The organism is Saccharopolyspora dendranthemae (assembly GCF_007829955.1).
In the GTDB taxonomy this organism is placed as follows: domain Bacteria; phylum Actinomycetota; class Actinomycetes; order Mycobacteriales; family Pseudonocardiaceae; genus Saccharopolyspora; species Saccharopolyspora dendranthemae.
In genome coordinates, this window is record NZ_VIWX01000006.1 from 91278 (window position 1) to 118267 (window position 26990).

Annotated in this window: 21 protein-coding genes; 13 read left to right on the forward strand and 8 right to left on the reverse strand. The window is 71.9% G+C overall.

Going from position 1 to position 26990, the window contains the following annotated elements; translation table 11 throughout:
• The first annotated feature begins 3 nt into the window (after nucleotides 1-3).
• From FHU35_RS24925 to FHU35_RS24945, 5 genes are all read left to right on the forward strand, one after another.
• Nucleotides 4-1881, forward strand: a complete 1878-nt coding sequence (locus FHU35_RS24925; protein WP_145744007.1) for a type I polyketide synthase — start codon at nucleotides 4-6, stop codon at nucleotides 1879-1881.
• Nucleotides 1878-3320 (forward strand): AMP-binding protein, encoded by a 1443-nt coding sequence (locus FHU35_RS24930; RefSeq protein WP_145744010.1) that lies wholly within the window; start codon nucleotides 1878-1880, stop codon nucleotides 3318-3320. The genes FHU35_RS24925 and FHU35_RS24930 overlap by 4 nt, the downstream gene beginning before the upstream one ends.
• A 7-nt stretch (nucleotides 3321-3327) precedes the next feature.
• A complete protein-coding gene (locus FHU35_RS24935) occupies nucleotides 3328-4527 on the forward strand; it encodes an NAD(P)/FAD-dependent oxidoreductase (protein ID WP_145744012.1) in 1200 nt (399 codons plus the stop codon).
• A gap of 182 nt (nucleotides 4528-4709) precedes the next feature.
• Nucleotides 4710-7208 carry a glycosyltransferase gene (locus tag FHU35_RS24940; RefSeq protein WP_145744014.1) on the forward strand — a complete coding sequence of 833 codons (2499 nt, stop codon included), beginning with the start codon at nucleotides 4710-4712 and terminating at the stop codon, nucleotides 7206-7208.
• Nucleotides 7198-8232, forward strand: a complete 1035-nt coding sequence (locus FHU35_RS24945; RefSeq protein WP_145744017.1) for a glycosyltransferase family 4 protein — start codon at nucleotides 7198-7200, stop codon at nucleotides 8230-8232. The genes FHU35_RS24940 and FHU35_RS24945 overlap by 11 nt, the downstream gene beginning before the upstream one ends.
• A gap of 7 nt (nucleotides 8233-8239) precedes the next feature.
• Here FHU35_RS24945 and rfbD read toward each other — a convergent pair whose 3' ends face one another.
• A complete protein-coding gene (gene rfbD / locus FHU35_RS24950; protein ID WP_145744019.1) occupies nucleotides 8240-9157 on the reverse strand; it encodes a dTDP-4-dehydrorhamnose reductase in 918 nt (305 codons plus the stop codon).
• Complete coding sequence (rfbB, locus tag FHU35_RS24955) at nucleotides 9154-10140, reverse strand: dTDP-glucose 4,6-dehydratase (protein ID WP_145744022.1); 987 nt, start codon at nucleotides 10138-10140, stop codon at nucleotides 9154-9156. The genes rfbD and rfbB overlap by 4 nt, the downstream gene beginning before the upstream one ends.
• 533 nt (nucleotides 10141-10673) lie before the next feature.
• Between rfbB and FHU35_RS24960 the strand changes: the two genes are divergently transcribed.
• From FHU35_RS24960 to FHU35_RS24980, 5 genes are all read left to right on the forward strand, one after another.
• A complete protein-coding gene (locus tag FHU35_RS24960; RefSeq protein ID WP_246110559.1) occupies nucleotides 10674-12161 on the forward strand; it encodes an LCP family protein in 1488 nt (495 codons plus the stop codon).
• 394 nt (nucleotides 12162-12555) lie between these two features.
• On the forward strand, nucleotides 12556-13143 hold the full coding sequence (locus tag FHU35_RS24965) for a DUF4232 domain-containing protein (RefSeq protein WP_186459603.1): 588 nt from the start codon (nucleotides 12556-12558) through the stop codon (nucleotides 13141-13143).
• Between the two features lie 165 nt (nucleotides 13144-13308).
• Nucleotides 13309-14505 carry an LCP family protein gene (locus FHU35_RS24970; RefSeq protein WP_246110560.1) on the forward strand — a complete coding sequence of 399 codons (1197 nt, stop codon included), beginning with the start codon at nucleotides 13309-13311 and terminating at the stop codon, nucleotides 14503-14505.
• Nucleotides 14506-14642: 137 nt separating this feature from the next.
• Nucleotides 14643-15356 (forward strand): TIGR03089 family protein, encoded by a 714-nt coding sequence (locus FHU35_RS24975; RefSeq protein WP_145744028.1) that lies wholly within the window; start codon nucleotides 14643-14645, stop codon nucleotides 15354-15356.
• 54 nt (nucleotides 15357-15410) lie between these two features.
• Nucleotides 15411-16193, forward strand: coding sequence for a thioesterase family protein (locus FHU35_RS24980; protein ID WP_145744030.1), 783 nt, complete (start codon nucleotides 15411-15413; stop codon nucleotides 16191-16193).
• Nucleotides 16194-16212: 19 nt separating this feature from the next.
• On the opposite strand, the gene purE is transcribed toward FHU35_RS24980, so the two are convergent.
• The 3 genes from purE to FHU35_RS24995 all read right to left on the reverse strand — a co-directional run bounded on the left by purE (nucleotide 16213) and on the right by FHU35_RS24995 (nucleotide 18825).
• Nucleotides 16213-16707: a 5-(carboxyamino)imidazole ribonucleotide mutase gene (purE, locus tag FHU35_RS24985; RefSeq protein WP_145744641.1), complete on the reverse strand. Its 495-nt coding sequence runs from the start codon at nucleotides 16705-16707 to the stop codon at nucleotides 16213-16215.
• A 67-nt stretch (nucleotides 16708-16774) separates the two neighbouring features.
• Nucleotides 16775-17959, reverse strand: a complete 1185-nt coding sequence (locus FHU35_RS24990) for a 5-(carboxyamino)imidazole ribonucleotide synthase (RefSeq protein ID WP_145744032.1) — start codon at nucleotides 17957-17959, stop codon at nucleotides 16775-16777.
• Nucleotides 17960-18054: 95 nt separating this feature from the next.
• Nucleotides 18055-18825 carry a hypothetical protein gene (locus FHU35_RS24995; RefSeq protein ID WP_246110561.1) on the reverse strand — a complete coding sequence of 257 codons (771 nt, stop codon included), beginning with the start codon at nucleotides 18823-18825 and terminating at the stop codon, nucleotides 18055-18057.
• Nucleotides 18826-19055: 230 nt separating this feature from the next.
• Between FHU35_RS24995 and FHU35_RS30235 the strand changes: the two genes are divergently transcribed.
• Together FHU35_RS30235 and FHU35_RS25005 are read left to right on the forward strand one after the other, a co-directional pair.
• On the forward strand, nucleotides 19056-21572 hold the full coding sequence (locus FHU35_RS30235) for a sigma-70 family RNA polymerase sigma factor (RefSeq protein ID WP_281290270.1): 2517 nt from the start codon (nucleotides 19056-19058) through the stop codon (nucleotides 21570-21572).
• A gap of 116 nt (nucleotides 21573-21688) precedes the next feature.
• Nucleotides 21689-22213 (forward strand): GtrA family protein, encoded by a 525-nt coding sequence (locus FHU35_RS25005; protein ID WP_145744034.1) that lies wholly within the window; start codon nucleotides 21689-21691, stop codon nucleotides 22211-22213.
• Nucleotides 22214-22215: 2 nt separating this feature from the next.
• Here the strand turns inward: FHU35_RS25005 and FHU35_RS25010 are convergent, their stop codons facing one another.
• Both FHU35_RS25010 and FHU35_RS25015 read right to left on the reverse strand, forming a co-directional pair.
• Complete coding sequence (locus tag FHU35_RS25010; RefSeq protein WP_145744037.1) at nucleotides 22216-23490, reverse strand: ATP-binding protein; 1275 nt, start codon at nucleotides 23488-23490, stop codon at nucleotides 22216-22218.
• 58 nt (nucleotides 23491-23548) lie between these two features.
• The gene (locus tag FHU35_RS25015; RefSeq protein WP_145744039.1) at nucleotides 23549-24223 is read right to left on the reverse strand and encodes a response regulator transcription factor; all 675 of its coding nucleotides are present in this window, start codon (nucleotides 24221-24223) and stop codon (nucleotides 23549-23551) included.
• A gap of 201 nt (nucleotides 24224-24424) precedes the next feature.
• On the opposite strand from FHU35_RS25015, the gene hisN reads away from it, so the two are divergent.
• A complete protein-coding gene (hisN, locus tag FHU35_RS25020; protein WP_145744041.1) occupies nucleotides 24425-25198 on the forward strand; it encodes a histidinol-phosphatase in 774 nt (257 codons plus the stop codon).
• A gap of 9 nt (nucleotides 25199-25207) precedes the next feature.
• Here the strand turns inward: hisN and FHU35_RS25025 are convergent, their stop codons facing one another.
• Nucleotides 25208-26989: a DUF2339 domain-containing protein gene (locus FHU35_RS25025; RefSeq protein ID WP_145744043.1), complete on the reverse strand. Its 1782-nt coding sequence runs from the start codon at nucleotides 26987-26989 to the stop codon at nucleotides 25208-25210.
• Nucleotide 26990: the final 1 nt, after the last annotated feature.

The following is a 26990-nucleotide window of genomic DNA, read 5'->3' on the forward strand; positions in this document are numbered from 1 at the left end:
GGCATGACTACGAGTGGAGTGCACGAGCGTTCTGTCGCCGTCGTCGGGATGTCCTGCAGGCTTCCCGGCGCGAACAGTCCTGACCAGCTGTGGGAACTTCTGCGTCGCGGTGTCGACGCGACCTCGGAGACACCCGCGCAGCGCTACGACGCGCCTGCGCTGCGCGCGACCGGCCCGGGCGGGCTGGCAGGCTCCCGGGCCGGGTACGTCGACGGGATCGCGGATTTCGACGCCGATTTCTTCGCCATGTCCACCGCCGAGGCCACGGCGCTCGACCCGCAGCAGCGGCTGCTGCTGATGTGCGCGTGGGAGGCCTTCGAGGACTCCGGCCTGGTGCCGGCGCGGTTGCGCGGAAGCAGGACCGGCGTCTTCGTGGGCAACTCGCGGGCCGACTTCCTCGAAACCGCGCTCCAGCGGGGACTTTCCTCGGCCACGGCGACGCAGCTGGGAAACGTTCGCTCATTGCTGTCGGCCCGGTTGTCGCACTTCTTCGACCTGCGCGGTCCGAGCGTCGTGGTCGACACCGCGTGCTCGTCGGCCTTGACGGCGGTGCACCAGGCGGTGCAGAGCCTGCGTTCCGGCGAGATCCCGGTGGCGGTGGTCGCCGGGGTGAACCTGCCGTTGCGGCCGGACGAGGCCGCGATGATGTCGCACGCCGGTGCCATGTCGGCCGATGGCCGCAGCCGGTTCGGCAGCGCCGAGGCCGATGGTCACGCGCCCGCAGACGCGGTGGCGGTGGTCGTGCTCAAGCCGCTGGAAACCGCGCTGGCCGACGGGGACCGGGTGCGAGCGGTGATCGCGGGAAGCGCCGTGGGCAACGACGGGCGCAGCAGCGACTCGGTGCTCAACCCGTCGTTGGACGGCCAGCTGGACGTGCTGCGCTGGGCCTACCGGGACGCGCGCGTCGAGCCCTCCGCGGTGGACTTCGTGGAGGCGCACGGGTCCGGTTCCCCGCTGCTGGACCCGCTGGAGCTGACCGCGCTCGGCGAGGTCATGGGAACCTCCCGGTCACCGCGGCAGCCGCTGCTGGTGGGCTCGGTGAAGTCCAACCTCGGCCACGCCGAGGCGGCCGGCGGGCTCGTCGGGCTCATCAAGGCCGCGTTGTGCTTGGAGCACCGGCAGGTGCCGCCGAGCCTGCACGCCGGGCTGCCGCGCACCGACGTGGACTGGACGGGTTTGTCGATCCCCCGGGCGCTCACCGACATCCCGGCTCGTGCGATCGCGGGGGTGTCCGCGCAGGGGTCGTCGGCGCTCAACGCCCACGTGGTGCTGCGCAGCGCCGAACCCGCGCCGCGCACCCCGGACGACGGGACGCGCTGGCCGCTGGTGCTCTCGGCGCGCACCCCGGAAGCGCTCGCGGAGTTGACCCGCGCCTACGCGGAGCACCTGGCCGGCCCCGGAACGGCGTTCCCGGTGCGCGACCTCTGCCGCAGCGCTGCGCTGCGGCGCACCCGCTTCGAGCACCAAGCCGTGGCGATCGGTGCGACGCATCGGGAGCTCGTCCAGTCGTTGACCACCGGCAGCACGCCCGAGCTGGACCGCTTCCTCGGTGCCGAATCGGTGGACCGGGGCGGGCTTTTCGGTCCCGGCCCGAACGTGCCGCTGCCGACCTACCCGTGGCAGGCGCGACGCTGCTGGCCCGGGGAGGAGCCTGCCGGTGATGACCCGGCGGAGTGGCTGCTGGGCAAGCACGCGCGCACCGGGTTCGACGAGGACTCGGCGCTCGCCGACATCGGCATCGACTCGCTGGCGAAGCTGCAGCTGCTGGTGGAGCTGCAGCAGCGCACCGGGCACGAGGTCGACCCGGAGCAGCTGGCCGCGCTGCGCACGGTGGGGCAGCTGCACGCCTGGGCGCGGGAGCTGATGGAGGTGTCGCGATGAACGTCCACACCTGGTTCGAGCGGGCTGCCGCCCAATTCCCCGGCGAACCCGCGCTGGAAGTCGACGGGTCGAGCCTCACCTACGCCGAGCTGCGCGAGCTCGTGGAGCGGCTGGCCTCGCGGGTGCACGCGGCCGGGGCGCCGCGCCGGGTGGGGCTGCTCGCGAACCGCTCGGTGCTCGCCTGCGCCGGATATCTGGCGGTGCTGCGCGCGGGCGCGACGGTGGTTCCCCTGAACCCGCAGCACCCGCCGGAGCGCATTCGCGAGCTGGTGGCCCAGACCGGCGTTGAGCTGCTGCTCACCGAGGAGTCCTGCGCGCGGAATGACTGGAAGGTTCCCATGCTGCGCGCCGGGACCGACGAGCCCTTCGGACGGGCGCGGGTGGCGGCGGTCGAGCCGGACGATCCCGCTTACGTCATCTGCACGTCGGGGTCGACGGGTGCGCCGAAGTCGGTGCCGATCTCGCACCGCAACGTCGAGGCGTACCTGTCGGAGGTCGCCGCGCGGTACGAGATCGGTCCGGGCAGCCGGGTTTCGGGGAACTTCGACCTGACCTTCGACGGCTCGGTGCACGATCTGCTGGTCACCCTGGGCCAAGGCGGAACGCTGGTGGTGCCGCGCGCGGGCGCGTTGCTGTCACCGGTGCGCACCATCAACGCGCTGCGGCTGACGCACTGGTTCTCGGTGCCGTCGCTGATCACCTTCGCCGACCGGCTGGGCACGCTCCGGCCCGGGGCGATGCCGACGTTGCGGTGCAGCATCTTCGGCGGCGAGCCGGTGCCGATGGAGGCGCTGCGCAGTTGGCGGCGAGCGGCGCCGGGCACCGAGATCGAGGTCCTCTACGGGCCGACGGAGCTGACCATCGCCTGCACCGGTTACCGGTTGCCGCGCGAGGAGTCGGAGTGGCCGAGCACGCCGAACGGCATCGCTCCGATCGGTGAGTGCTTCCCGTCCTCGGAGTTCCGGCTGCTGGATCCCGGTGGCAGACCGGCGGTGCGGGGCGAGCTGTGCGTGCGCGGGCCGCAGCGATTCGCCGGGTACCTCGACCCCGCCGATGACGAAGGTCGCTTCGCTCCCGGCGGTTGGTACCGGACGGGAGATCTGGTGACGGTGGAGGACGGGTTGCTGCTGCACCTGGGACGCACCGATCAGCAGGTGAAGGTGCGGGGGCATCGCATCGAGCTCGGCGAGATCGAGGCCGCGTTGCGCGCGCTGCCGAGAGTGCGCGACGCGATCGTGCTGGCGGTGCCGACCGACGGCGAGCCGGAGTTGGCAGCGGCCGTCGGCGGTGACTGCGATCCCGACGCGCTGCACTCCGGTCTCCGGGACCGGTTGCCCTCGTACATGCTTCCGCGCCGGATCACGGTGCTGGACCGACTTCCGCTCAACGCCAACGGCAAGCTCGACCGCCGGGCGTTGCGCACCGAACTGGAGCTGTGAGGCGATGATGTTCGACGCGATCGTCGTGGGCGCGCGCTGCGCGGGTGCGCCCACCGCAATGCTGCTGGCGCGCGCGGGCCACCGGGTGCTGCTGCTGGATCGGGGGGAGTTCCCCTCCGACACGATCTCGACCCACGTCATCCACCAGCCGGGGGTGGCGGCGCTGGCGCGCTGGGGCTTGCTGGACGAGCTGCGGGCCACGGGGTGCCCGCCGCTGCGGCGCGCCCGCTACCGGGTCGCCGATGTCCGGCTGGACGGGTGCGGCCGCGGGGTGGCCGGGCAGCGCACCGGATTCGCGCCGCGCCGCTTCGTGCTGGACGACCTGCTGGCGCGGGCGGCGGTGGCGGCGGGCGCCGAGTTGCGGGAGAAGTGCCGGGTGACCGGCTTGCTGCACGACGCCGACGGCCGGGTGGTGGGCGTGCGCGGCGATCACCGGGGGGTGGAGTTCACCGAGCGCGCCTCACTGGTGATCGGTGCGGACGGGATGCGCTCCTCGGTGGCCGCGAAGGCCGGCGCGGCCTGCACGACCTCGGATGAGCGGTTGACCTGCGCCTACTACTCGTACTGGACGGGTGTGCCCGCGGATCTGGAGATCTACGAGACGCCGGGCAGCTGGGTGGCGACCGCGCCGACGCACGGGCACGCGACGCTGGTGCTGACCTACTTCCCGCAGTCGCGGTTCCGCTCGGTGCGCGCCGACGCGCAGCGCGCTCACCTCGACCGCGTCCGCGAGACCGCTCCCGAGTTGCGCGAGCGCCTGCAGAGCGGGGAGCAGGTGGAGCGGCTGCGCGGGAGCGGGGATCAGCAGAACTTCTTCCGCGAGGCCGCGGGGCCGGGGTGGGCCCTGGTGGGCGATGCCGGCCACCACAAGGATTCGATCACCGCGCGGGGGATCAGCGACGCGTTCACCCAGGCCGAGGCGCTGGCCCGGCACGTCAGCGGCGAACTGGACTCGCCGGGCAGGCTCGACGTGGCCCTGCGGCGCTTCGCGGCGGAACGGGACGCGGCCCTGACCTCGGGTTATGAGGCGACGTTGGCGGTGGCCCGGATGGCGCCGCCGAACGAGCACCGGCTCGCGCTGCTCCGCGCGGTGCAGCAGGACGCCGAGCTGACCTCCACCTACTTCGACGCCTTCGCGGGTTCCGTGGACATCACGGCCCTCTACACCCCGAAGCTCCTCGATCTGCTCAATCACGGCGCGAGTTGAGCGCCCGTCGCACCAGGTCCCAGTTTTAGTCATAACTGAGCCGACATTTCGGGCATGGAAGGTCCTCGGTTTGGACTAAAACTGGGACCTGCCGGGGGTGCGCGTTGCCCGGGAGGGGACTTCGAGCCCGAATTGACCGAACACCTGGGCGGGGTACGCGGACGATAGGGCAGGCTTGGGGCGTGGTCGAAGCGAACTTGCCCGTCGTCTCCGTGATCGTCGTGAACTACCGCGGCGCGGAGGACACCATCACCTGCCTGCGCGCGGTCCGCGACGAGCTGGACTACCCCGCGGACAAGCTGGAGGTCCTGTGCGTCGACAACGCTTCCGGTGACGGCTCCGCGGGGCGCATCCGCGAGGCGGTGCCCGAGGCGCGGCTGATCGAGTCGGCGAGCAACACCGGTTTCGCCGGTGGCTGCAACCTCGCCGCGCGAGAGGCCACCGGTCAGGTGCTGGCGTTCCTCAACAACGACGCCCGGCCGGACCGCAGCTGGGTGCGCGCGGCCGTCGAGGTGCTGCGGTCGGAACCGACCGTGGGTGCGGTGGCGAGCAAGGTGCTGGACTGGGAGGGCAAGCGCATCGACTTCGTCGACGGCGGCCTCACCTGGTTCGGCATGGGTTACAAGCGCCACGCCGGTGAGCTCGACGACGGATCCCACGACGCCGCCCGCGACGTGCTGTTCGGAACCGGGTCGGCGCTGTTCGTGCGATCCGAGCTGTTCGCCGCGCTGGACGGGTTCGACGAGCGCTTCTTCATGTTCTACGAGGACGTGGACCTGGGCTGGCGGCTGAACACGCGCGGCTGGCGGGTCCGCTACGAGCCGAGGTCGCTGACCTTCCACCGCCATCACGCCTCGATGGCCGAGGTGTCCTCCGCGCGCGAGCACTACCTGCTGGAGCGCAACGCGCTGGCCGCGCTGTACAAGAACGTCTCCGACGACACGCTGGCAAAGGCGCTGCCGGCGGCGATGGCCTTGGCAGTGCGGCGGGCCACGGCGCGCGGCGAGATCGACCCGACGCAGCTGGAGATCACCCGGCGCGGCGAGACCGAGGACGACTCGCCGGTGCCGATCGACCGCTCCGCGCTGGCCGGGATGCTGGCCATCGACCAGTTCGTGGAGCTGCTGCCGTCGCTGAAGCCCTCCCGCGAGCAGGAGCAGCGGGCGCGGGTGCGCACCGACGCCGACCTGCTGCCGCTGATGCGCAAGGCGATGGAGCCCGCCTACCCGCTCCCCCGCTACCTGGCCGCGCACGACGCGCTGGTCGAAGCCTTCGAGCTGGACGAGGTGTTCGGCAGGCCGCGCAAGATCGTGATCATCACCGGCGACGCGGTGACCGAGCGGATGGCCGGGCCCGCGATCCGCGCGTGGCACATGGCCGAGGTGTTGGCCGCCGAGCACCAGGTCCGGCTGGTCAGCGTCAACTCCCGGGTCGACCCGCCGGAGTCGGAGTTCGAGGTGCTGGCCGCCAAGCCGCGCGAGCTCGCCGAGCACGCCGACTGGGCCGACGTCGTGGTGCTGCAGGGACACGTCCTCGAGATGGTGCCCGCGCTCAAGCGCGTGGACTCCACCAAGATCGTGATCTGCGACGTCTACGACCCGATGCACCTGGAACTGCTGGAGCAGGGCAGGGATTCCGACGACGAGCGCCGCGCGAAGGACCTCGCGGGCGTCACCGACGTGCTCAACGCGCAGTTGGAGCGGGGCGACTTCTTCCTGTGCGCGTCGGAGCGGCAGCGGCACTTCTGGCTCGGGCACCTCGCGTCGCTGGGCCGGTTGACCCCGGGCCTCTACGACAACGATCCGACGGTCCGGTCCCTGCTGTCGGTGGTGCCCTTCGGCTTGCCGTCGGTGGCTCCCCGCCGGACCGCACCCGCGATCAAGGGAACCAGGCAGGGGATTTCGGCCGACGACAAGGTCGTGCTCTGGGCAGGCGGCGTCTACAGCTGGTTCGATCCGCTGACGCTGCTGCGCGCCGTCGACCGGCTCTCGCAGCGGCGCAGCGACGTGCGCCTGTTCTTCCTGGGCATGAAGCACCCGAACCCGGACGTGCCGGAGATGGGCATGGCCGAGCAGACCCGGGCGCTGTCGCAGCGGCTGGGGCTGACCGACAAGTTCGTGTTCTTCAACGAGACCTGGGTCCCCTACCAGGAGCGGCAGAACTACCTGCTGGACGCCGATTGCGGTGTCACGACGCACTTCGAGCACGTCGAGACGACCTTCGCGTTCCGCACGAGGGTGCTGGACTACCTGTGGTCGGGCCTGCCGGTGATCACCACGGACGGCGACTCGTTCGCGGATCTGGTGCGCAGCGAGGGCATCGGCGTCGTGGTGCCCGCCGAGGACCCGGACGCGCTGGCCGAAGCGCTGGAGAAGGTCCTCTACGACGAGGAGTTCGCCGCCGAGTGCCGGCGCCGGATCGAGCCGGTGCGCGAGCGCTTCACCTGGGAGGCGGTGCTCTCTCCGCTGACCGCGTTCTGCCGCGATCCCCGCCCGGCCGCCGACCGGCTGGCCGCCACCTCGCCGCTGGCGCGCAGCGCGCAGCCCGGCCGGGTCGAGACGGTGCGGCGGGATCTGGCGCTGCTGCGGGAGTACCTGGACGCGGGTGGTCCCGCTGAGGTCGCCAAGCGAGCGACCGGCAGGCTGCGGCGCCTCGCCGGGGACCGGTTCCGTGGCCGCTGATCTGCGCGTTCTGCTGGACGCCACACCGCTTCTCGGTCCTCGCACGGGAATCGGCCGCTACACGTCGTCGCTCACCTCGGCGCTGATGTCCGATGTGGACGTGCGGTTGATCGGCTTCAGCACGCGCGGCTGGCGGCGGTTGCGGGCCGAAGCACCGGCCGGGACGGCCGTGGTGGGTCCGCCGATCCCGGCTCGGGCGTTGCGGAAGTTGTGGCGCGGCGGGAGCTTCCCGCCGATCGAGCTGCTGTCCGGAGCGGTCGAGGTGGTGCACGGGACGAACTTCGTGCTCCCGCCGTCGGTGCGCGCGGCCGGTGTGGTGACGGTGCACGACCTGGCGTTCCTGGAGGATCCCTCGCTCGCCCCGGACGACCTGCCCGCGCTGGTGCGGCGTTCCGCGCAGCGGGCGCGCGTGGTGTGCACGCCGACCGCGGCGGTGGCCGACCAGGTCGCCGAACGCCTGGACGTGGCGCCGGAGAAGCTCGCCGTCACGCCGCTGGGGGTGGATCCCGAGTGGTTCTCGGCCACCCCCGTCTCCGATCACCGGCTACCGCCGGAGTACCTGCTGTTCGTCGGCGCGGACGGGCCGCGCAAGGGGCTCGACGTACTGCGGGAAGCCCTGGCACCGGATCTCCCGCCGCTGGTCATCGCGGGCCCGGGGGACGCGGGCGAGGTGGACGGCGTGGTCCGCACCGGTTTCCTCAGCGACGAGAGGCTGCGCGCTCTGGTCGCCGGGGCCGGCGCGGTGGTGCTGCCGTCCCGCGACGAGGGCTTCGGCCTGCCGGTGCTGGAAGCGCTGGCGTGCGGGGTGCCGGTGGTGTGCTCGGACCTCCCGGCGCTGCGGGAGGTCGCCGGATCCCACGCCGTTTTCGCGCCCGCCGAGGACCCGGCCGCGCTGCGGGAGGCCCTGCGCCGCGCGCTCTCCTCGCCCCCGGACGCGGAAGCCGGTCGCGCGCACGCGAAGTCGTTCAGCTGGCAGCGCTGCGCGAGCCGGACCCACGCCGCCTACCTGCGGGCCGTGGCGTAGCGGAGGCTCAGCCGCGGTGGCGGAAGGCCTCTCCGTCGGCGACCAACGCGGCCTCCAGTGCGTCCTGCCAGGACTGCAGCGGCGTCAGACCGGCGTGCTGCCAGGCGTTCCCGGACAGCACCGAGTAGGCGGGGCGCGGGGTGCGTGTCGGGTACTCCGCGCTGCTGCAGGGGTTCACCCGGTTCGGGTCCAGGTCCAGCGCCGTGAAGATCGCCCGGGCGAAGTCGAACCAGCTCGTGCTGCCGGAGTTGGTGCAGTGCAGGACCTGCTGCTGCGGACCGGTTCCGGTGGCGACGAGCTCGGCCAGTTCCAGCAGTCCGCGAGCCAGATCCGCCGCCCAGGTGGGCGATCCGATCTGGTCGTCCACGACGGACAGCGCGTCGCGCTGCGCCGCGAGCCGGGCCATGGTCTTGACGAAGTTGCCGCCGTGCGCGCCGTAGACCCACGCGGTGCGCACGATCCACGCGCGCGCACCCGATTCCAGCACCACCCGCTCCCCTTCGAGCTTGGTGCGGCCGTAGACGGTACGAGGGCCGGTCTCGTCGGTGGGCTCGTACGGGCGGTCGGCGTCGCCGGGAAAAACGTAGTCGGTGGACACGTGCAGCAGCGGCAGGTCGCTGTCCCGGCACGCCTCGGCCAGCGAGGCGGGGCCCGCGACGTTGATCTCGCGGGCTCGTTCCGGATCGGACTCGGCCGCGTCGACGGCGGTGTAGGCGGCGGTGTTGATCACCACCGGGCGGAGTTCGGCGTCGCCGGCGACCTCGGCGAACGCGTCGACGGCGTCGCGCACCGCCTCCGGGTCGGTGAGGTCGAGCTCGGCCGAACCCGGTGCGTGCACCAGCGTCTCGCGGGAGCGCAGGATCGCCGACAGCTCCGAACCGACCTGGCCCTGACCTCCCGGCACGAGCACCGCGAGGCCGGTCATCGGGCCACCGCCGCGCGCTCCTTCAGCGGCTCCCACCACGACCGGTTCTCCCGGTACCAGGCGATGGTGTCGCGCAGACCGGTCTCGAAGCCGACCTGCGGGGCGTAGCCGAGCTCGGCGATCTTGGCGTGGTCGACCGAGTACCGGCGGTCGTGGCCCTTGCGGTCCTCGACCCGGTCGACCATCGAGGAGTCCAGCCCGAACTCGGTCAGCAGCCGCTCGGTCAGCTCCCGGTTGGTCAGCTCGGTGCCGCCACCGATGTTGTAGATCTCCCCGGGCGTTCCGGACTCGGCGACCAGCTGGATCCCCCTGCAGTGGTCGTCCACGTGCAGCCAGTCGCGCACGTTCATGCCGTCGCCGTAGAGCGGGACCTTGCGCCCGTCCATCAGGTTCGTGATGAACAGCGGCAGGACCTTCTCCGGGAACTGGTACGGCCCGTAGTTGTTCGAGCACCGCGTGATGCACACCGGCAGGCCGTGCGTGCGGTGGTAGGCGCGGGCCAGCAGGTCCGAACTCGCCTTGGCCGCCGAGTAGGGCGAATTCGGTTCCAGCAGGTGGTCTTCCGGCCACGAACCGGTCTCGATCGAGCCGTAGACCTCGTCGGTGGAGACGTGCACGAACGTGCCGACCCCGGCCTCCAGCGCCGCCTGCAGCAGCGCGTTGGTGCCCACCACGTTGGTCACCACGAAGGCGTCCGAGCCGGTGATGGAGCGGTCCACGTGGGTCTCCGCGGCGAAGTGCACGACCACGTCGACGCCGGGCATCAGCTCCGCGACCAGGTCGCGGTCGCAGATGTCGCCGCGCACGAAGCGCAGTCTCGGGTCGTCGGCCACCTCGGCCAGGTTCGCCTCGTTGCCCGCGTAGGTCAGCTTGTCCAGCACGACGACCTCGGCGCCGCTGAACGCGGGGTAGGCCCCACCGAGCAGCTGCCTGACGTAGTGCGAGCCGATGAAGCCGGCCCCACCGGTGACCAGAATCCGCATTCCGCCTCTTCCTCGTCCTCTGCGCGGGCAGTAGGCGCACCACCCCGCGCTGGGCAGTCTGACATGCGCCGATACCCGACCGAACCGACTCCCGCGTTACGTACAGTCACAGACATGGTTCACCCTTATGAGTGAGGTCACCAGATTCCGAGGGACCTTTCGGCCTCGGAGTCGATCACCGTTAGCCTTCACCGAGAAGTCGGGCAATATCACTCCTGTAGGTGTAACGCTCGCCCCCGCAGCCCCCGAGGAGGAATCGCGTGGACGACCGGCCGAGGCGGCCCGGGAGCCCTGATGGGCGGCCTGGCAGAGGAGTTCCGCCGCGCGCGCCAGGTGCCGGACCGGCCCGATCCGGCGCTGCGGCCGGCCGGCCGCAGGCCCCTCGCCGCACCGGTGCGGCGAACGCCGGGAACGCCGCGAAAGCCGGCCCCGCCGGTGCCACCAGGAGCAGTTCGGCGACTGCTCAGAGTAAGGCCGCTGCGAGAGATTCTGCTCGATCCGGTGATGGGCACGGACCCTTACCTCCCGGCGACGTGTGGAGCCGCGGCGGATTCTGGCAGCGCAAGGCCACCCGCAACGGCGTTCGCACGCTGACCGCCCTGCTCTCGGTGATCGTCCTGTGCGTCACCGGCTTCGCCTGGGCGATGTTCCGGCCCGGTGGGAGCGGCACCGGAACCGCCGACGTCATCGGCAGCGGGTTCAGCGCCCCCGACGGCGCCACCGACATCCTGCTGATCGGCAACGACAGCCGCACCGACGCGCAGGGCAACCCGCTGCCCAAGCAGATCCTCCAGGAGCTGCACACCACCCAGGAGGGCGGCGACCTCACCGACGCCATGATCCTGGTGCGCATCCCCAACGGCGGGAACAGCGCCAGCGCGATGTCCTTCCCGCGCGACACGATGGTCGACAGCGGTTTCGGCGGCGGCAAGCACAAGCTCACCGAGACCATGAACCGCGGCAAGGACGCCGAGCGCGCCAAGCTCCAGGACGACGGCGTCACCGACCCCAAGGAGCTCGACGAGAAGTCGCGGCTCGCGGGCAAGCAGGCGCTGCTGGAGACCATGGAGAAGCTCACCGGCGTGAGCATCGACCACTACGCCGAGGTCAACCTGCTGGGCTTCTACGAGATCACCAAGGCCGTCGGCGGCGTCGAGGTGTGCCTCAACGACGCCACCAAGGACAGCTACTCCGGCGCCAACTTCAAGAAGGGCGTGCAGACGATTCAGGGCGCCGACGCCCTGGCCTTCGTCCGGCAGCGGCACGGCCTGCTCAACGAGCTCTCCCGGGGCAAGCGCCAGCAGGTGTTCATGTCCGCGCTGGCCCACCGGATCCTGTCCTCGGGCACGCTGGCCAACCCCTCGAAGCTCAGCTCTCTGATCGACGCCATCAACAAGTCGGTCACGCTCGACCCGGCGCTGGCCAACGACATCCTCGGCTTCGCCCAGCAGATGCAGGGCGTCGCGGGCGGCGACGTGCAGTTCTACAGCGCCCCGGTGCACCTGGTCGGCGACTCGGGCGAGGAGGACGTGACGCTCAACCTCGCCGAGAGCAAGCAGTTCGCGGCCAACCTGCTGCTGCCGCCGCAGCAGCGAGCCCAGAAGCTGGCCGCCCTGAAGTCCCCGACCAAGATCAGCACCAGCGTCTACAACGCCTCCGGGATCAGCGGCCTGGCGGCCAACGTGCTGGAGGAGCTGACCGACCAGGGATTCCAGGAGGGCAGCAGCTCCAACTCCGAGACCCGCAGCTCCTCGGTCGTCTACCACGCCCAGGGCGAGGAAGACGTGGGCAAGATGGTCGCCGAATCCCTCGGCGGGCTCAAGACGGAGGTCGGCCCCAACGTCACCGCAGGCAGCGTCGAGGTCTACATCGGCAAGGACTACAAGGGCCCGGGCAAGCAGAACTTCACCGGTGCCCCGACCGTCCGCCTCGACGGCATGAACAAGGCCGCCCCGCTGCGCACGCAGGCCGACACGGGAAACACCCCCATCACCGCAGACGGAGTCCCCTGCATCGACTGACGAGCACGGGAACCTTCCTGCCACCGGCGGCAGGAAGGTTCCCGCTCCTCGCTGAGCGGTCCGCTTCCTCTCCCCTCCCTCCGGGCCGGGCTGCCCTGCGCCCGGAAAAGGGGCCCGACCGGGTTCGCCCGGCCAATTCCGCATTCCCCTCGGCGGCAATTCGGCGAATTCTGCGGCAACCGTCCTGACAAATGCGCTGGAACCCGGGGGATACCCCTAGGGGATAACCCCCACTCGCCGGCAACTCCACGGTTCGAACGACATCGCAGCAGTTCAGCGGACTTGCTAAAGTTTTTTTCCCATGCGGAGCAACCACACTCCGACCGGCACGTCTTACGGAGCAAAAGCGGGTGAGAAAGCCCGATCGAGAAGCCCCTGGGGAAAGGACTTGACCATGTTGAAGCGAATTCGGACCATCGGTGCTGCGACTGCTCTGCTCGGCGGGACCCTGCTGATCGCCGGATGCAGCGGCCAGGCCGCGACGACCGGTGCCGCCACGCTCAACGCCGGGTCCCACGCAGCGTCGGCGCAGGGCGATGACGTCTCCGCGTCCAACTGCTCGGCGACGGACTTCGAGATCAAGCTGCAGGCCCAGCCCGACCCCAGCCAGTACCTGCTGACCATGACCAACACCTCGGACGAGGCCTGCCAGCTCGGCGGCTGGGTGAACCTGACGCCCACCAACATGGCCAACGAGCCGATCGAGGAGATCGCCTCGAAGAGCGTGGAGATCCCGGGCGCACCGCAGCACATCACCCTCGAACCGGGCCGGACCGCCTTCGCGGGCGTTCACGCCGATCTCGGCGACAAGAGCGACCCGAACACCTACGTCGCCAGCGGTTTCATCGCCACGCCCTCGGACATGAGCGGGCGGGTGAACGCGCCGGTCAACAGCACGAACAACCAGCCCGTCACCGAGCTCCCGCTGAAGGGCCTCCAGGTCGGCACCCTGCAGCCGTCGTCCCAGGGCGTCCTGTTCTGATCCACCGCACCACCACCGCACGAAGCCCGCGCCGTTCTGGTGCGGGCTTCGTCGTGTTCGGGGCGCGGCCCGCGGTGAGCGAAAGGTTCCCCTCCTCGATCTTTGGCCGTGATCGTCGACCGGTTTAATGTGAATCATCGACGCGAAACCCAGGGGGAGGGCTCGGTGAGCGAACCGGATCAGGGCGATGAGATCCCCGAGCCGGAGGACGACGACGGCGCTCCCGCTCCTCGCCGCCGTTCAGCGGCGCGAACGGCCGGGCGCAGCGTGGTCGCGCTCGCTTCGGTCGTGGTGCTGGGCCTCAGCGCGGCCGGCTGGTGGGTGGCCGACCGGCTCAGCGACGTCAGCTCCGCGAAGGTGCTCAGCGAGGTGCCGCACGCTCCTCCGCAGGACGACGGGGCCACCGACGTGCTGCTGGTCGGCAGCGACAGCCGAACGGACGCGCAGGGCAACCCGCTTCCGCTCCGCGTGCTCAAGCAGCTGCGCACCGAAGCCACCGGCGGCCTCAACACCGACAGCCTGGTGCTGATCCGCATCCCGCACAGCGGCGCGGCGCCGACCGCCGTGTCGATCCCGCGCGACACCTACACCGAAACGCCCTCGGGCCGGCCCGACAAGATCAACTCCGTGTACGGGCTCACCAAGAAGGCCGCGACCGACGAGCTGGAGGGCGAGAACCTCCCTCCGATCGAGGTCGAGCACCGCGCGAAGGTCGCCGGGCAGCGCGCGCTCGTGCAGACGGTGCAGACGCTCAGCGGCATGCGCATCGACCACTACGCCGAGATCAACCTGCTCGGGTTCTTCGAGCTCACCGATGCTGTCGGCGGGGTCGAGGTCTGCCTCAACAACGCGACCAGCGACAAGGACTCGGGGGCGGATTTCAGCGCGGGCCGGCACACCATCACCGGCGGCGACGCCCTGTCGTTCGTCCGCCAGCGGCACGGCCTGCCGCGCGGGGACCTGGACCGCATCGTGCGCCAGCAGGTGTTCATGGCCGCGCTGGCGAACAAGGTCCTCTCCACCGGCACGCTCACCGATCCGGCGATGGTCAACGACCTGGTCGCGGCGACCCAGCGCACCGTGGAACTCGACGAGGGCTGGGACGCGCTGGGTTTCGTGCAGCAGATGCAGCAGATCGCCGCGGGCCGGGTCAACTTCGTGACGATGCCGGTGCTCAGCGCCGGTGCGCGCGACGAGCGCGGGCAGAGCATCGTCTCGATCGACCCGCCGGGCGTGCAGCGGTTCTTCACCGGGTTGTCGGCGAACCCGCCCGGCCTGGCGCCGAAGCCGGTCCTCCGCCTGGACGGTACGGCCAAGCGGCAGCCGATCACCTCCGACGGCGACGTCCCCTGCGTGAACTAGGCGTGTGGGGAAGTTTCTTTGCGTGGCGGTGCAAGGAGCGGAACCTGACACGTCTTCTGGCCTCCGTGCGCCACGGCTTATGTATGTCCACAGCGAAGCGGATTCGTGCGCGGCGAGCCGCCGGATAGGCTTTCCGCATGAGCGTCACCCAGGCACTTCTCGGCCCGCTGCTGGCCAGCGGCGCGCCCAAACCGCTGATCACGCACTACGACGACGCGACCGGTGCGCGCATCGAGCTCTCCCGCGCGACCACCGCGAACTGGGCCGCCAAGACGGCAAACTGGCTGGTCGACGAGATGGACCTGGAGCCGGGAACGCCGGTCATGGTGTCGCTGCCCGCGCACTGGCAGACCGTCGGTGTGCTGCTGGGCGCGTGGTGGGCCGGTGCGCACGTGACGGCGGAGGCCGGTGGCGCGGAGGTCGCGTTCGTCCCGGCGGCGGACCTCGCGCGCGGCGAGGGCGCCTACTCCGTGGCGGCCGTGGGACTGGATCCGATGGGCGCTCCGGTGCGGGACCTGCCGACCGGTGTCGTGGACTACGTCTCGGACATCCGCGTGCACGGCGACGACTTCACCCCGATCGCACCCGTGCCCGGGGATTCACCCGCGCTGCTGGGGACGTCGGTGGACGAGGTGCTGGAATCGGCCCGCAGCCGGGCGAGCGAGCTGGGCATCGGCCGGGACGACCGCGTCCTGTCCACTCTGGACTGGACGTTGCCCGGCGGTGTCGTGGACGGGCTCCTCGCGGTGCTCGCGGCCGGCGCGGCCCTCGTGCACTGCACCAACCCGGACCTCTCCCTGCTCGACAAGCGCCGCGCCGACGAGCGCACGAGCGTCGAGCTCGGGCTCTGAGAGGCCCCTCACACGCACCCGCACCTCGAAGCTACTCGTGGGTAACCTCGATGGATGCGTGATGCCGAGTCGCTCTTCCGGACCGAAGGCGAGTTCTTCGTGCCGAACGAGGCATCGGGGAATCCCTGGGGCGAGCTCACCGGCGGCGGGCCGGTCGCGGGGCTGATCGCCCGCGCCGTCGAAGCGGCCAACGACGACCCGGACCTGTTCGTCGCACGACTCACGGTGGACCTGATGCGCCCGGTGCCGCGGGTCCCGCTGTCGATCGACGTGCAGCCGCTGCGCACCGGCAAACGGCTCACCGTGCTGCGGGCCGGCCTGCACATCGACGGCCGGCTGCACACCAACGCCACCGCTCACCTGCTGCGGCGCTCCGCTCTCGACGGTCCTGCCGCAGACGACCCGGTGCCGTTCGACGGCCCCGACGGCCTGGAGGACCGCACGCTGCTCCCGCCGGAGCTCGGGCTCCGCTGGGGCGTGCACGACGTCATGCAGGTGCGATGGCTCGCCGACCAGTCGGCCTCCGCGACGAGCCGCGCGTGGATGCGGATGCCGCTCCCGCTGCTGCCCGGCGAACGGCTCAGCCCGCTCTCGCACGTGGCCATCCTCGCCGACGCGATCAGCGCCGCCAGCCCGGTCGGCGAGCTGTTCGGGCCCTGGATCAACACCGACGTCTCGCTCTACCTGCACCGCGAGATGGAGGGCGAATGGCTCGGCATGGAGATGCGGCGCGACGTCCAGCTCACCGGGATCGGCGTCGCCAACGCCCGCCTCTACGACGTCCGCGGACCGATCGGCACCGCTCACGAGGCCGTCATGACCAACCAGCTCGGCTGACGGTCGCGAAGGCGTCGCGTCAGGGGGTGTCGGTGCCGGCCTTGTCCTGCAGCGCCGCGTGCTTGTTCAGGACCATGGTTTCGAGATCCGCTTGGAACCGGGCCATCTGAGCGCGCAGGCGGGTGCCCAGCTCGCCGGAGTCCGCCGCCAGGGTGCGCACCGCCAGGAGACCGGCGTTGCGGGCGCCGCCGACGGAGACCGCGGCGACCGGGACGCCCGCGGGCATCTGCACGATCGACAGCAGCGAGTCCATGCCGTCCAGGTGCTTGAGCGGCACCGGCACGCCGATGACCGGCAGCACCGTGGCCGAGGCGACCATGCCCGGCAGGTGAGCGGCACCGCCCGCACCGGCGATGATCACGCGGATCCCCCGGTCAGCGGCCTCGCGGGCGTAGTCCAGCATCCGCTGCGGCGTGCGGTGCGCGGAGTAGACGCCCACCTCGAACGGCACGCCGAACTCGGTGAGCGCGTCACCGGCGGCCTGCATCACCGGCCAATCGGAGTCGCTGCCCATGATCACGCCGACGAGCGGCTGCTCAGTCACGCCGAAAACCTCCGGGAATCTCGAAACCTGGTGTACGTCAGTGGATCTCGTGGCCGTCGAGCCATTCGCCCGCGGACAGCCAGTGCGCGGCGAGCCGCGCCTGCTCGCGGACCTCGGCCATGTCGTCGCCGAGAACGGTGATGTGCCCCAACTTCCGGCCGGGACGCTCGCTCTTGCCGTAGAGGTGGACCTTGGCGTGCGGGTAGCGGGCGAACAGGTGGTGCATCCGCTCGTCGACGCTCATCGCGGGTTCGGCCTCGGCGCCCAGCAGGTTCGCCATCACCACCGCGGGCGCGGTCTGCTCGGTGCTGCCCAGCGGGTAGTCCAGCACCGCGCGCAGGTGCTGCTCGAACTGCGAGGTGCGGGATCCCTCGATGGTCCAGTGCCCGGAGTTGTGCGGGCGCATCGCGAGCTCGTTGATCACCAAGCCGTCGTCGGTCTCGAACAGCTCCACCGCGAGCACGCCGGTGACGCCGAGGGATTCGGCGACGCCCAGGGCGATGTTCTGCGCCTGCTCGATCAGTTCCGGAGAGGCGTCGGGGGCCGGGGCCAGCACCTGCACGCAGATGCCGTCCTCCTGCACCGTCTCCACCAGCGGCCACACCGCGCCCTGCCCGAACGGAGAGCGGGCGACCAGCGCGGCGAGCTCCCGGCGCAGCGGGACCCGCTGCTCGGCCAGCAGCGCGGCACCGCCGTCGAGGAGCTCGGTGACGGTGCGCTCGGCTTCCCCGGCGTCGTCGAGCATCCACACGCCGCGACCGTCGTAGCCGCCGCGCGCGGTCTTGAGCACGCACGGGAAGCCGTGCTCGGCACCGAACGCGAGCACGTCGTCGACCGAGGTGATCTCGGCGAACGGCGGCACCGGCTGACCGAGCTCGGCGAGCGCGCGGCGCATCACCAGCTTGTCCTGCGCGTGCAGCAGCGCGTCCGGGCGCGGCTGGACCGACACCCCGGCCGCCTCCAGCGCCCGCAGGTGGTCGCCGGGCACGTGCTCGTGGTCGAAGGTGACCACGTCGCAGCCCTGGGCGAAGGTCTTCAGGGCGTCCAGGTCGGTGTGGTGCCCGAACTCGACGTTCGAGGCCACGAGAGCCGCGGACTCGTCAGCGGAGTTGGCCAGCACCTTCAGCGACTGCCCGAGCGGAATGGCCGCCTGGTGCGTCATCCGGGCGAGCTGGCCACCGCCGATCATTCCGACTACTGGGGTTCCGGTGCGCTGGTCCACCCGTTCAGCCTAAGGTGACTCACCCCTCACACCTGCATCGGGAGGGGTGAGCGCGACCTGTTTCACAGCGATCAGGGGCAGCCCGCGGGCGGCGATCACAGCGAGGCCAGCAAGCGGCACGCTTCCGCGTGGTCCTCCGGCAGCGCCTCCTGCTGGACCCGGATCTGGCCGCAGTCGCGCAGCGCGGGATCCGCCGCCAAGCGGTGCTCGATCATCCAGCGCGCTTGCTGGCACCGGGCCGACAGCTGCGGCGTGCGCGGCGCGAGCACCGCCGCGGTGGCCGCGCGCAGCAGCGCGGAGGTCTCCCCGGAGTCGAAGACCGCGCGCAGCACGTCGGCGATCAGCACCATCGCGACCATCCGCGGATAGCCGTCGGTCGACACGCCCAGCACCACGGTGGTCAGCGCGTAGTCCTCGTCCGCCGTGGAGCCCCTGGAACTCGCCTCCCGGTAGACCTCGTGCAGCCGAGTGCGCAGGTAGCCGGCGGTGTTGAGCCCGGTCAGCGGGTCCTCGACCTCGCGCCCGACCGACATGCCGCTCACCGCGTCCGCCCATCCCAGCGCGGCGATGCGGATCAGCGAGGCGGGCACCGCGTCCGGGTCCGCCGAGACGAGCCCGTCGGAGTCCTCGCCCGCCACGGCGTGCAGCGCGGCGAGGTCCTGCAGGGTTCCGGCGAGCCCGACCCCGGACTCGGCGCGCGAAGCCCCCAGCTCCGCCAGCGAATCCGACAGGTCATCGCCCGACACGACGGCGGCGCACACGGCATCGACCGCGGGCACCTCCCAATCCCCCGGGAACGGCCATCCCGCTGCGAGGCTCGCCGTCCGCCAGCGGGAGCGCACCGCCCGCCGCAGCGTCGGCGCCATCGACGAGTCACACCTCAGTGACCGGATCCGCATGCTCCACGTCCCTCCCCAATGGGCTGTTCGTCGATGAGACGGAGCAGTCGGTCGCCCATGACGGTGGACTCGCTGGCTTTGCCAATACGATTCGGATCACAATGATCGATGAATTCCACAGCGGGTGGTTTTCTCCGGTCGAACCGCCCGGTATGAGTACTGACTAGGACATGCCCCTTCGGGGAGGAAGGTGCGGCGTGGCGACTGTCCCGGCAGAAGTCCAGAACCCCAGCGACGGTGAGCTGCTGGAGCAGGTGCGCGGGGGTTCGTCGCAGGCGTACGGCGAGCTCTACGAGCGCCACGTCGCGGCGGCCTACAACATGGCCCGCCAGGTCGCCAAGTCCGCGGCCGAGGCCGACGACCTGGTGTCCGAGGCGTTCGCCAAGGTCCTCGACGCGCTGCGCGAAGGACGGGGACCCACCAGCGCCTTCCGCGCCTACCTGCTGACCTCGCTGCGGCACGCCGCGTACGACCGGACTCGCCGGGAGCGCAAGGTGCAGCTGGCCGACGACGTCGCCGAGGTCTCCGGCGCCGACGTCAGCGTGCCGTTCAACGACACCGCCGTCGCCGGGTTGGAGCGCACGCTGGCCGCGCAGGCGTTCGCCCGGCTCCCGGAACGCTGGCAGACCGTCCTCTGGCACATCGAGATCGAAGGGCAGTCGCCCGCCGAGATCGCGCCGCTGCTCGGGCTGACGCCCAACGGCGTCTCCGCTCTCGCCTACCGGGCCAGGGAAGGGCTCCGGCAGGCCTACCTGCAGGTGCACCTCGGACAGCTGGAAGCGTCCGGCGACAGCGTCCAGCAGTGCCGCGCGGCGGTCGACCGGCTCGGGGCGTGGACGCGGGACGGGTTGTCCAAGCGGGAGACCGCGCAGGTCGAGACCCACCTGGACACCTGCGACCGGTGCCGGGCGCTGGCCGCGGAGCTGGCCGACGTCAACGGCGGCCTGCGCGTGATCATCGCGCCGCTCGTCCTGGGCGTCACCGCCACCGGCTACCTCGCCTCGATCTCCTCCGGCGGCACCGCCGCCGGAGCGCTGGTCGCCGGTGGTGCCGCCGGCGGTGCCGGAACCGGAGCCGCCGCTGGTGAGGCCGCCAGCGCGGGCCCCCGGCAGGCGGCGACCGCCGGAGTCGCGACCGCGGTGCTCGCCGCGGCGATCGCGGTGGCCATGACCTCGGGAACGGACCAGACGATCCCGGTCGCGCAGGCACCCGCGCCACCACCGGCCGCAGAACCCGCCGCGCCACCGCCGCCGGCACCGCCGGCACCTCCGGCCGCACCACCGCCCGCGCCAGCACCGCCTCCGGCAGCGCCCGCGCCTGCCGCACCACCCGCTCCTGCTCCGGTGCCCGCGCCGCCGGCCGCGGTGACCCCGTCGATCAACGCGACCGGCCCGGCGCAGCCGTTGCAGCTGGTCGCCGGTGGCGCACCCGTGTCGGTGCCGATCCGGGTGACCAACGGCGGCAGCGGTCCCTCGATGCCCGTCACCTCGACGATGGCCCTGCCGCAGGGCGTCACCGCGCAGCTGCCGGCCTCGGTGCCGGGTCCCGCGAGCACGTCGCCGCAGAGCGCGACGCCGCAGAACGCACCGGCGAGCACGTCGCCGCAGAGCGCCTCGCCGCGATCGCTGCGCGCGCAGGCCGCCGGGGCGCCGTCGGTCAGCTGCGACGGCCGGACCGGCACGATCACCTGCAGCACCGATCGCGGTCTGCGGCCCGGTGAATCGATGGTCTTCGACTACCTGGTGCGGGCCGACGAATCCGCGACCGGCGGTGAGATCGCCGTGAACGTCAACGCCGGTTCCGAGATCGACCTGCGCTTGCCCGCCGTCCCGGTGATCGTCGCGCCCCCGCCCGCGCCGGAACCGCCGAAACCGATCGACGGCGTCGATCTGCACGCCTGGGCGTGGGACCAGCCCTGGATGGACGTCAGCCGCGTCGCGATCGGCGTGCGCAACACCGGCACCAGCACCGGCCGCGCCGAAGTGGTGGCGGAGCTGCCCGACGGCGTCGAAGCCGACTTCGTCCCGGCCGGTTGCACCGCGACGGAGCAGGCCGTGACCTGCGTCCAGGACGATCTCGCGCCGCGCGAGGGCTTCTACCGGGAGCTGTGGGTCTCCGGCGAGACCGACCACCCCGGATGGCCGTGGTGGCCGGTGCACGGCCCCGAAGCACTGGTCGTCGAGGGCCGTCAGCAGCACCGCACGTGGTTGCCGATCACCGCGAAGCTCGGTGAGGCGACCGATCAGCAGGCCGTGCCGCTGCGGGTCTGGGCACCGTGGTGGCCTCCGGTTCCGCCGAACCCGCCGGCGCCGACGCTGCCTCCGACGACGAGCACGACCACGTCGACGACGACCAGCACGCGCCCGGACTGCCCGCCGTGGTGGCCGCCGGGCCACACCGGCGAACCGTGGCCGCCCGGGCACGGCAACGGGCACGACCGCCCGTGGGAGCACGACGACCCGCACTGCCGCCCGCCGTCGCCCGAGCGGCCGGTGCCGCCGCAGGAGCCCTCGCCGACGACGGTTCCGCAGCCGCCCACGACCACGACCGCCCCGCCGACGACCGCTCCGCCGACGACGGGATCGACCACGACGGCTCCGCCGACGACGAGCACGACGCCGCCGAGCACGACCAGTACGGCTCCCCCGTCGACGACGGCCCCGCCGACCTCGTCGACGACCACGGCTCCGAGCACGACGTCCTCGGGGTCCTGACCCCCTCTCGCGGCCCGCTCCCGCCGTGGCGATCACGGCCAGAGCGGGTCGCGAGAAGTGAGATGACGTACTCCGGTCCCGCCTCGGCGATCCGGGCCACTCCGTAGACTCGGGGCGTGTCCGTTGCAGATTCGGTGCTCGAGCGAGTCCCGCAGGCGTACCGAGCTCTCGCGTTGCGGCATCGCGAGCTGCTCAAGTTCGGAGTCGTCGGCGCGATCACGTTCTTCATCGACACGGGCATCTTCTACGCGCTGAAGCTGACCATCCTCTCGCCGAAACCCGTGACGTCGAAGGTCATCGCGGTGCTGGTGGCGACCCTGGTGTCCTACGTGCTCAACAGGGACTGGTCGTTCCGCACCCGCGGCGGTCACCGCAGGCACCACGAGGCGACGCTGTACTTCATCATCAGCGGCATCGGGGTCGGGTTGTACTCCGCGCCGCTGTGGGTCTCGCGCTACATGCTGCACCTGCAGACGCCCTACACCAGCAGGTTGATCGAGGAGCTCGCCGACTTCACCGCGGGTCAGATCGTCGGCCTGCTGCTGGGCATGGCGTTCCGCTGGTGGGCGTTCCGCAAGTGGGTCTTCCCCACCGATCACGACCAGGACGTCCCGCACGACGCCCGCGCGCTGGCCCGCTGAGCTCAGCGGGGCGTGGGCTCCGGTTTCCACGGCAGGCCCAGCACGTCGTCGGCGCGCGCGACCCGGAGGAACACCTCGAACATCGCCGGGCGGGCCTGGCTGAGCTCCAGCCGACCGCCGTCCGCTTCCACCAGCGCCCGGGCCAGCGCCAGCCCGACACCGGTGGAGCCGTGGCCGGAGAACCCGCGCTCGAAGACGTGCGGGACCAGTTCGTCCGGCACTCCGGATCCGGCGTCCGACACCTCGATGAGCACCGTGCCCCCGCCGTGCCGGGCGGTGAGCGTGACCGGGCCTTCGCCGTGCCGCAGGGCGTTGTCCAGCAGCACGCCGATCGCTTCGCGCAACCGCGCCGGGGTCGCCCGCGCGAGGAGTTCGTCGGCGACCTTGAGCCGCAACGTCCGGCCCTGGGCCCGCAACGGCTCCCGCCACTCGTCGGCGACCTCGTTGAGCAGGTCGGTCACGTCCAGGGGCTCGGCGTCGCGGGCGCGGGCGGCCGTCGCCGCCGCGAGCAGGTCGTCGAGCACCGCCGAGAGCCGCTCGGCCTGTTCCAGCGCGGCGCGGGCCTCCTCCGAGACGTCGGCGTCGTCGACCGCCGCGAGCGCCTCCAGCCGCAGCTGCAACGCGGTCAAGCGGCTGCGCAGCTGGTGCGAGACGTCGCCGACCAGCTCGCGCTCGCGCTGCACCAGCTGGGACAGGGCCGCACCCGAGGCGTCCAGGGCGTCGGCGACCCGGTCCAGCTCGGGAACCTGGTGGCGCTGCGGATCGGCGCGGAAGTCGCCCGCCCCGAGCCGCGCGGCGCGCGAGGCGACGTGCCGGAGCGGATCGGCGAGCCGCCGGGCGGTCACCGAGGCGACGATCATGCCCGTGCCCGCGGACAGGATCACCAGCATCAGCACCAGACCGGCGACCTGGAGCTGCTGGGTGCGCACCGGGGCGCTGGGCGCCGCGATGGTCACCGTGCCGCTCTGCACCATCGGCACGCTGTCCACCAGCGGATTCTCACCGGGATCGGGGCCGTAGACGTAATCGTGGGCCTGGGTCCGCACCACCAGCCTGGCTCCGCGCGGCACCGCCAGCCGCACCGCGTTGAGGTCGATCGGGCGCTGGTTGGCGACCTGCTCGTCGAGCAGCGTGGCGATCTGCTGCGCGCGCGTCGACATGTCCGCACCGGTGAGGTCCTGGACGAGCTTGAGCGCGCTGAAGCCCAGCGGGAGGCCCAGCACGACCGCGGTCACGGCCACCGCGAGCAGCGTGGCCTGCAGGATCCGACGACGCATCGACGCCGGCCTAGAACTCGGCCGGGAAGGTTGCTGCGCAGGTCACTTCGCGAACCCCTCAGTCCGAGTTGAAGCGGAAACCGACACCCCGGACGGTGGCGATGCGGGTCTCGTCGAGCCGGCCGTTGCTGTCGCTGAGCTTCCGGCGCAGCCACGAGATGTGCATGTCGAGGGTCTTGCTGCCCTTGCGGTCGGACTCCGGCCAGACCTCTTCGAGGATCTCCTCGCGGGTCACGACCTGGCCCGCGTGCTGCATCAGCACCCGCAGCAGCTCGTACTCCTTGTTCGCCAGCTGCACCTCGTGCTCGTTGACCAGGACCCGGCGAGCCGTCAGGTCCAGGCGCACACCCGAGGCCTCCACCGTCTCGGGAGCACCTCGGCGCAGCAGCGCGCGGATGCGGGCCATCAGCTCGGCGAGGCGGAACGGCTTGGCCACGTAGTCGTCGGCCCCGGCGTCGAGCCCCACCACGAAGTCGACCTCGTCGGTCCGCGCGGTGAGCATCAGGACGGGAAGCCCGCGCCCCTGCGCCCGCAGCCTGCGGCACACCTCCAGCCCGTCCATCTCCGGCAGACCCAGATCGAGGACCAGCAGGTCAATACCGCCCTCGGAGGCTGTGTGCAGCGTCGACGGGCCATCTTCGATCACCTTCACGGCGTAGCCCTCGCGTTGCAGCGCCCGGGACAGCGGCACAGCGATGGCCGGATCATCTTCTGCCAGCAACACCACGCTCACGCCTCCCACACTAGAGGGCCCGCGAGAGCTCGTGCCCCGCCTGGGCCGCCGGATGCCGGAGACCGGGCCGCGAACATCAGCCGAAACCTTCACCACGCGCTGGGAAATTCCTGTTCACCGCGGTCGCCGGGGCACGGCTCCCGGACCGGGGCCGACGCCCTGGGCCGGGTCGCCCAGGGCGACGGACTAGGGTCTGCGGTCGTGACCAGCGATCTCGAGCTCGCCCAGCAGCTGGCCGATGTTGCCGACTCGATCACCACGGCGCGCTTCCGCGCCCGCGATCTCGGCGTCGACCGCAAACCCGACCGCACGCCGGTGACCGACGCCGACCTGGCCGTCGAGGACGCCGTGCGCGACGTGCTCGCCGAGCACCGGCCCGGTGACGTCGTCGCCGGTGAGGAGCGCGGGGGCACGACGGGCGACGGCCGGGCCTGGGTGCTCGACCCGATCGACGGGACCAAGAACTTCCTGCGCGGGGTTCCCGCCTGGGCCACCCTGATCGCGCTGGTCGACCAGCAGCGCCCGGTGGTCGGCATGATCAGCGCTCCGGCCCTGGGCAAGCGCTGGTGGGCCGCTGCCGGTGCCGGCGCGTGGTGCCGGACCGGCGACGGCGAACCCGAGCGGATCTCGGTGTCCGGGGTGCGCGACACCGCCGACGCCTACGTGTCGACCACCCACCTGGGCACCTGGGTGGAGCACCACTCGCGGGAGTCCTACCTGCGGCTGATCGACGCCTGCTGGGAGAACCGGGCCTTCGGCGACTTCTGGCACCACTGCCTGGTCGCCGAGGGCGCTATCGACATCGCCGCGGAGCCGATCGTCAACCCGTGGGACGTGGCGGCGGCGCAGGTGCTGGTGGAGGAGGCCGGCGGGAGGTTCACCGACCTCTCCGGGGTCCCGCGCTTCGACGGCGGGAACGCCCTGTCCACCAACGGGCACCTGCACCAGGAAGCGCTGGACCTGCTGGCACTGTGACCCGCTGCCCTACGCCGACGGTTCTGCTTGGCGGGTGAGGAGTTTCGCGTAGCCGACCCCCGCTGCGAGCAGGATGAGGCCCGCGCAGAGGAAGGCGATCACCCGGGCGAAGCCGTCGAGGGTGGCCAGGTCGAACAGGAGCAGCTTCGCCAGCGACACGGCCGTCAGCACCAGACCGCCGATGCGCAGGTGCCGCACCTGGACCCCGCGCAGCAGCAGCGCGATCGCGAAGACCACCCAGCACAGGGTGATCAGGATGTGCCCGGTGAGGAACGCCCCGCGCGATTCGCCGACCAGCAGGCAGGCCGCCATCGTGGCGCTCGCGGTCCCGTAGAGCAGCGCCAGCGCGGCGGAGGCCCACAGCGGCAGCGACGCGGGCAGGCTGCCGACCTTGCCGATCCGCACGCCCGCGGTGGGCAGCGCGACCGCGACCACGGTGATCAGCAGACCCGCGATCAGCCCGGCGACGCCGGTGCCCTCGTCGAACCACAGCAGCGCGCCGAGGGGAACCTCGTTGCCCAGCGCCAGGAAGAACCCGAACACCGCGTAGCAGCCCGCGCCCAGCAGGATCCCGCCGCGCCGCAGCAGGTGACCGGCCACGGTCAGCAGCAGCGCCTCGCACAGCAGGCCGGTCGCCCAGCTGGAGGCGTCCAGCGCGGTGATCGTCGCCTGCCCGGTGGCCACCACGGCCATCGCGCCGACGGCGGCCAGGAAGCGTCCCGGCAGCCAGTCGGCGAAGGCCGGGAGGTAGCGGCCGACCGCCCAGATCGCGGCCAGCAGCAGCGCCATGCCGACGCCGGTCGCGGTGGCCTCGGCGCGTTCCAGCAGCATCGGTCCGGCCAGGAACGACGGGGTCGGCGCGGCGACGAGCAGGCCGATGGCGGTGCGCTCGGCTGCGGGCCGGAAGCCCGCGGTGACGGCGGCGATGATCACGCCCAGCACCGCGGCGGCCAGGATCGTGGGCACCAGCACCGGGTTCGGGTAGGCCAGGCCCCAGAACGCACCGATCAGCGCGGCCAGCACGGAGGGGATGCCCGCGGCCAGCGCGAGCCCGCCCCAGCCGCGGCGCACCTGGACCGGAGCGGCGGCGACCTGGAGCAGCACCACGAAGCCGATCAGCAACGCATCGGCCCCCTGGGTGATCATCGGCGCGCAGATCGCGGAACCGAGCACGACTCCGACCGCCAGCGGCTGCGCCTGCCAGCGATCCGCGAGCGCCAGGCCACCGATCGCGACGACCAGGCCCAAGCCCAGTCCCGCGGGGGCCGGGAGGAACCCGTAGAGCGCGGTCGCGGCGACGACGTCGAGGAACAGCGCGGCGAAACCGGTGGTGGCCAGCGAGATCGACGCGACGCGCTGCTCGGCGGCCTTGCGGTGGACCCACCAGCCGGCGGCGATCAGCAGGGCGGCGAGCGCGGCCCCACCCGCGATCCGCGCGGCCGGGCCGATCCAGTCCTGCTGCACGGCGAGGACCAGCAGGAACACCACGCCGAGCAAGGTCACCCCGCCACCGACCCAGGCCAGCACTTGACTCGGTTCGAGGTTCGCGCGGATCCGGCGACGAGGCTCGGCCACCGGCTGCGGGGCGGCCTGGACCGGCTCCGCAGGTGTGGGCGGCTGCTCCGCGCCCACCGCCGCCGGTTGCTCGGCCTGCGGCTGCGCGGGAGCGGCCTGGGGGCGGGTGACCGCCTCGGTCTGCAGCACGCTGCCCAGGTACGACAGGCGCTGCCCGATGGCGGTCAGCTCGCCTGCGACTAGTTGAAGGGTGTCCCCCTGGTGCGGTTGCGACATG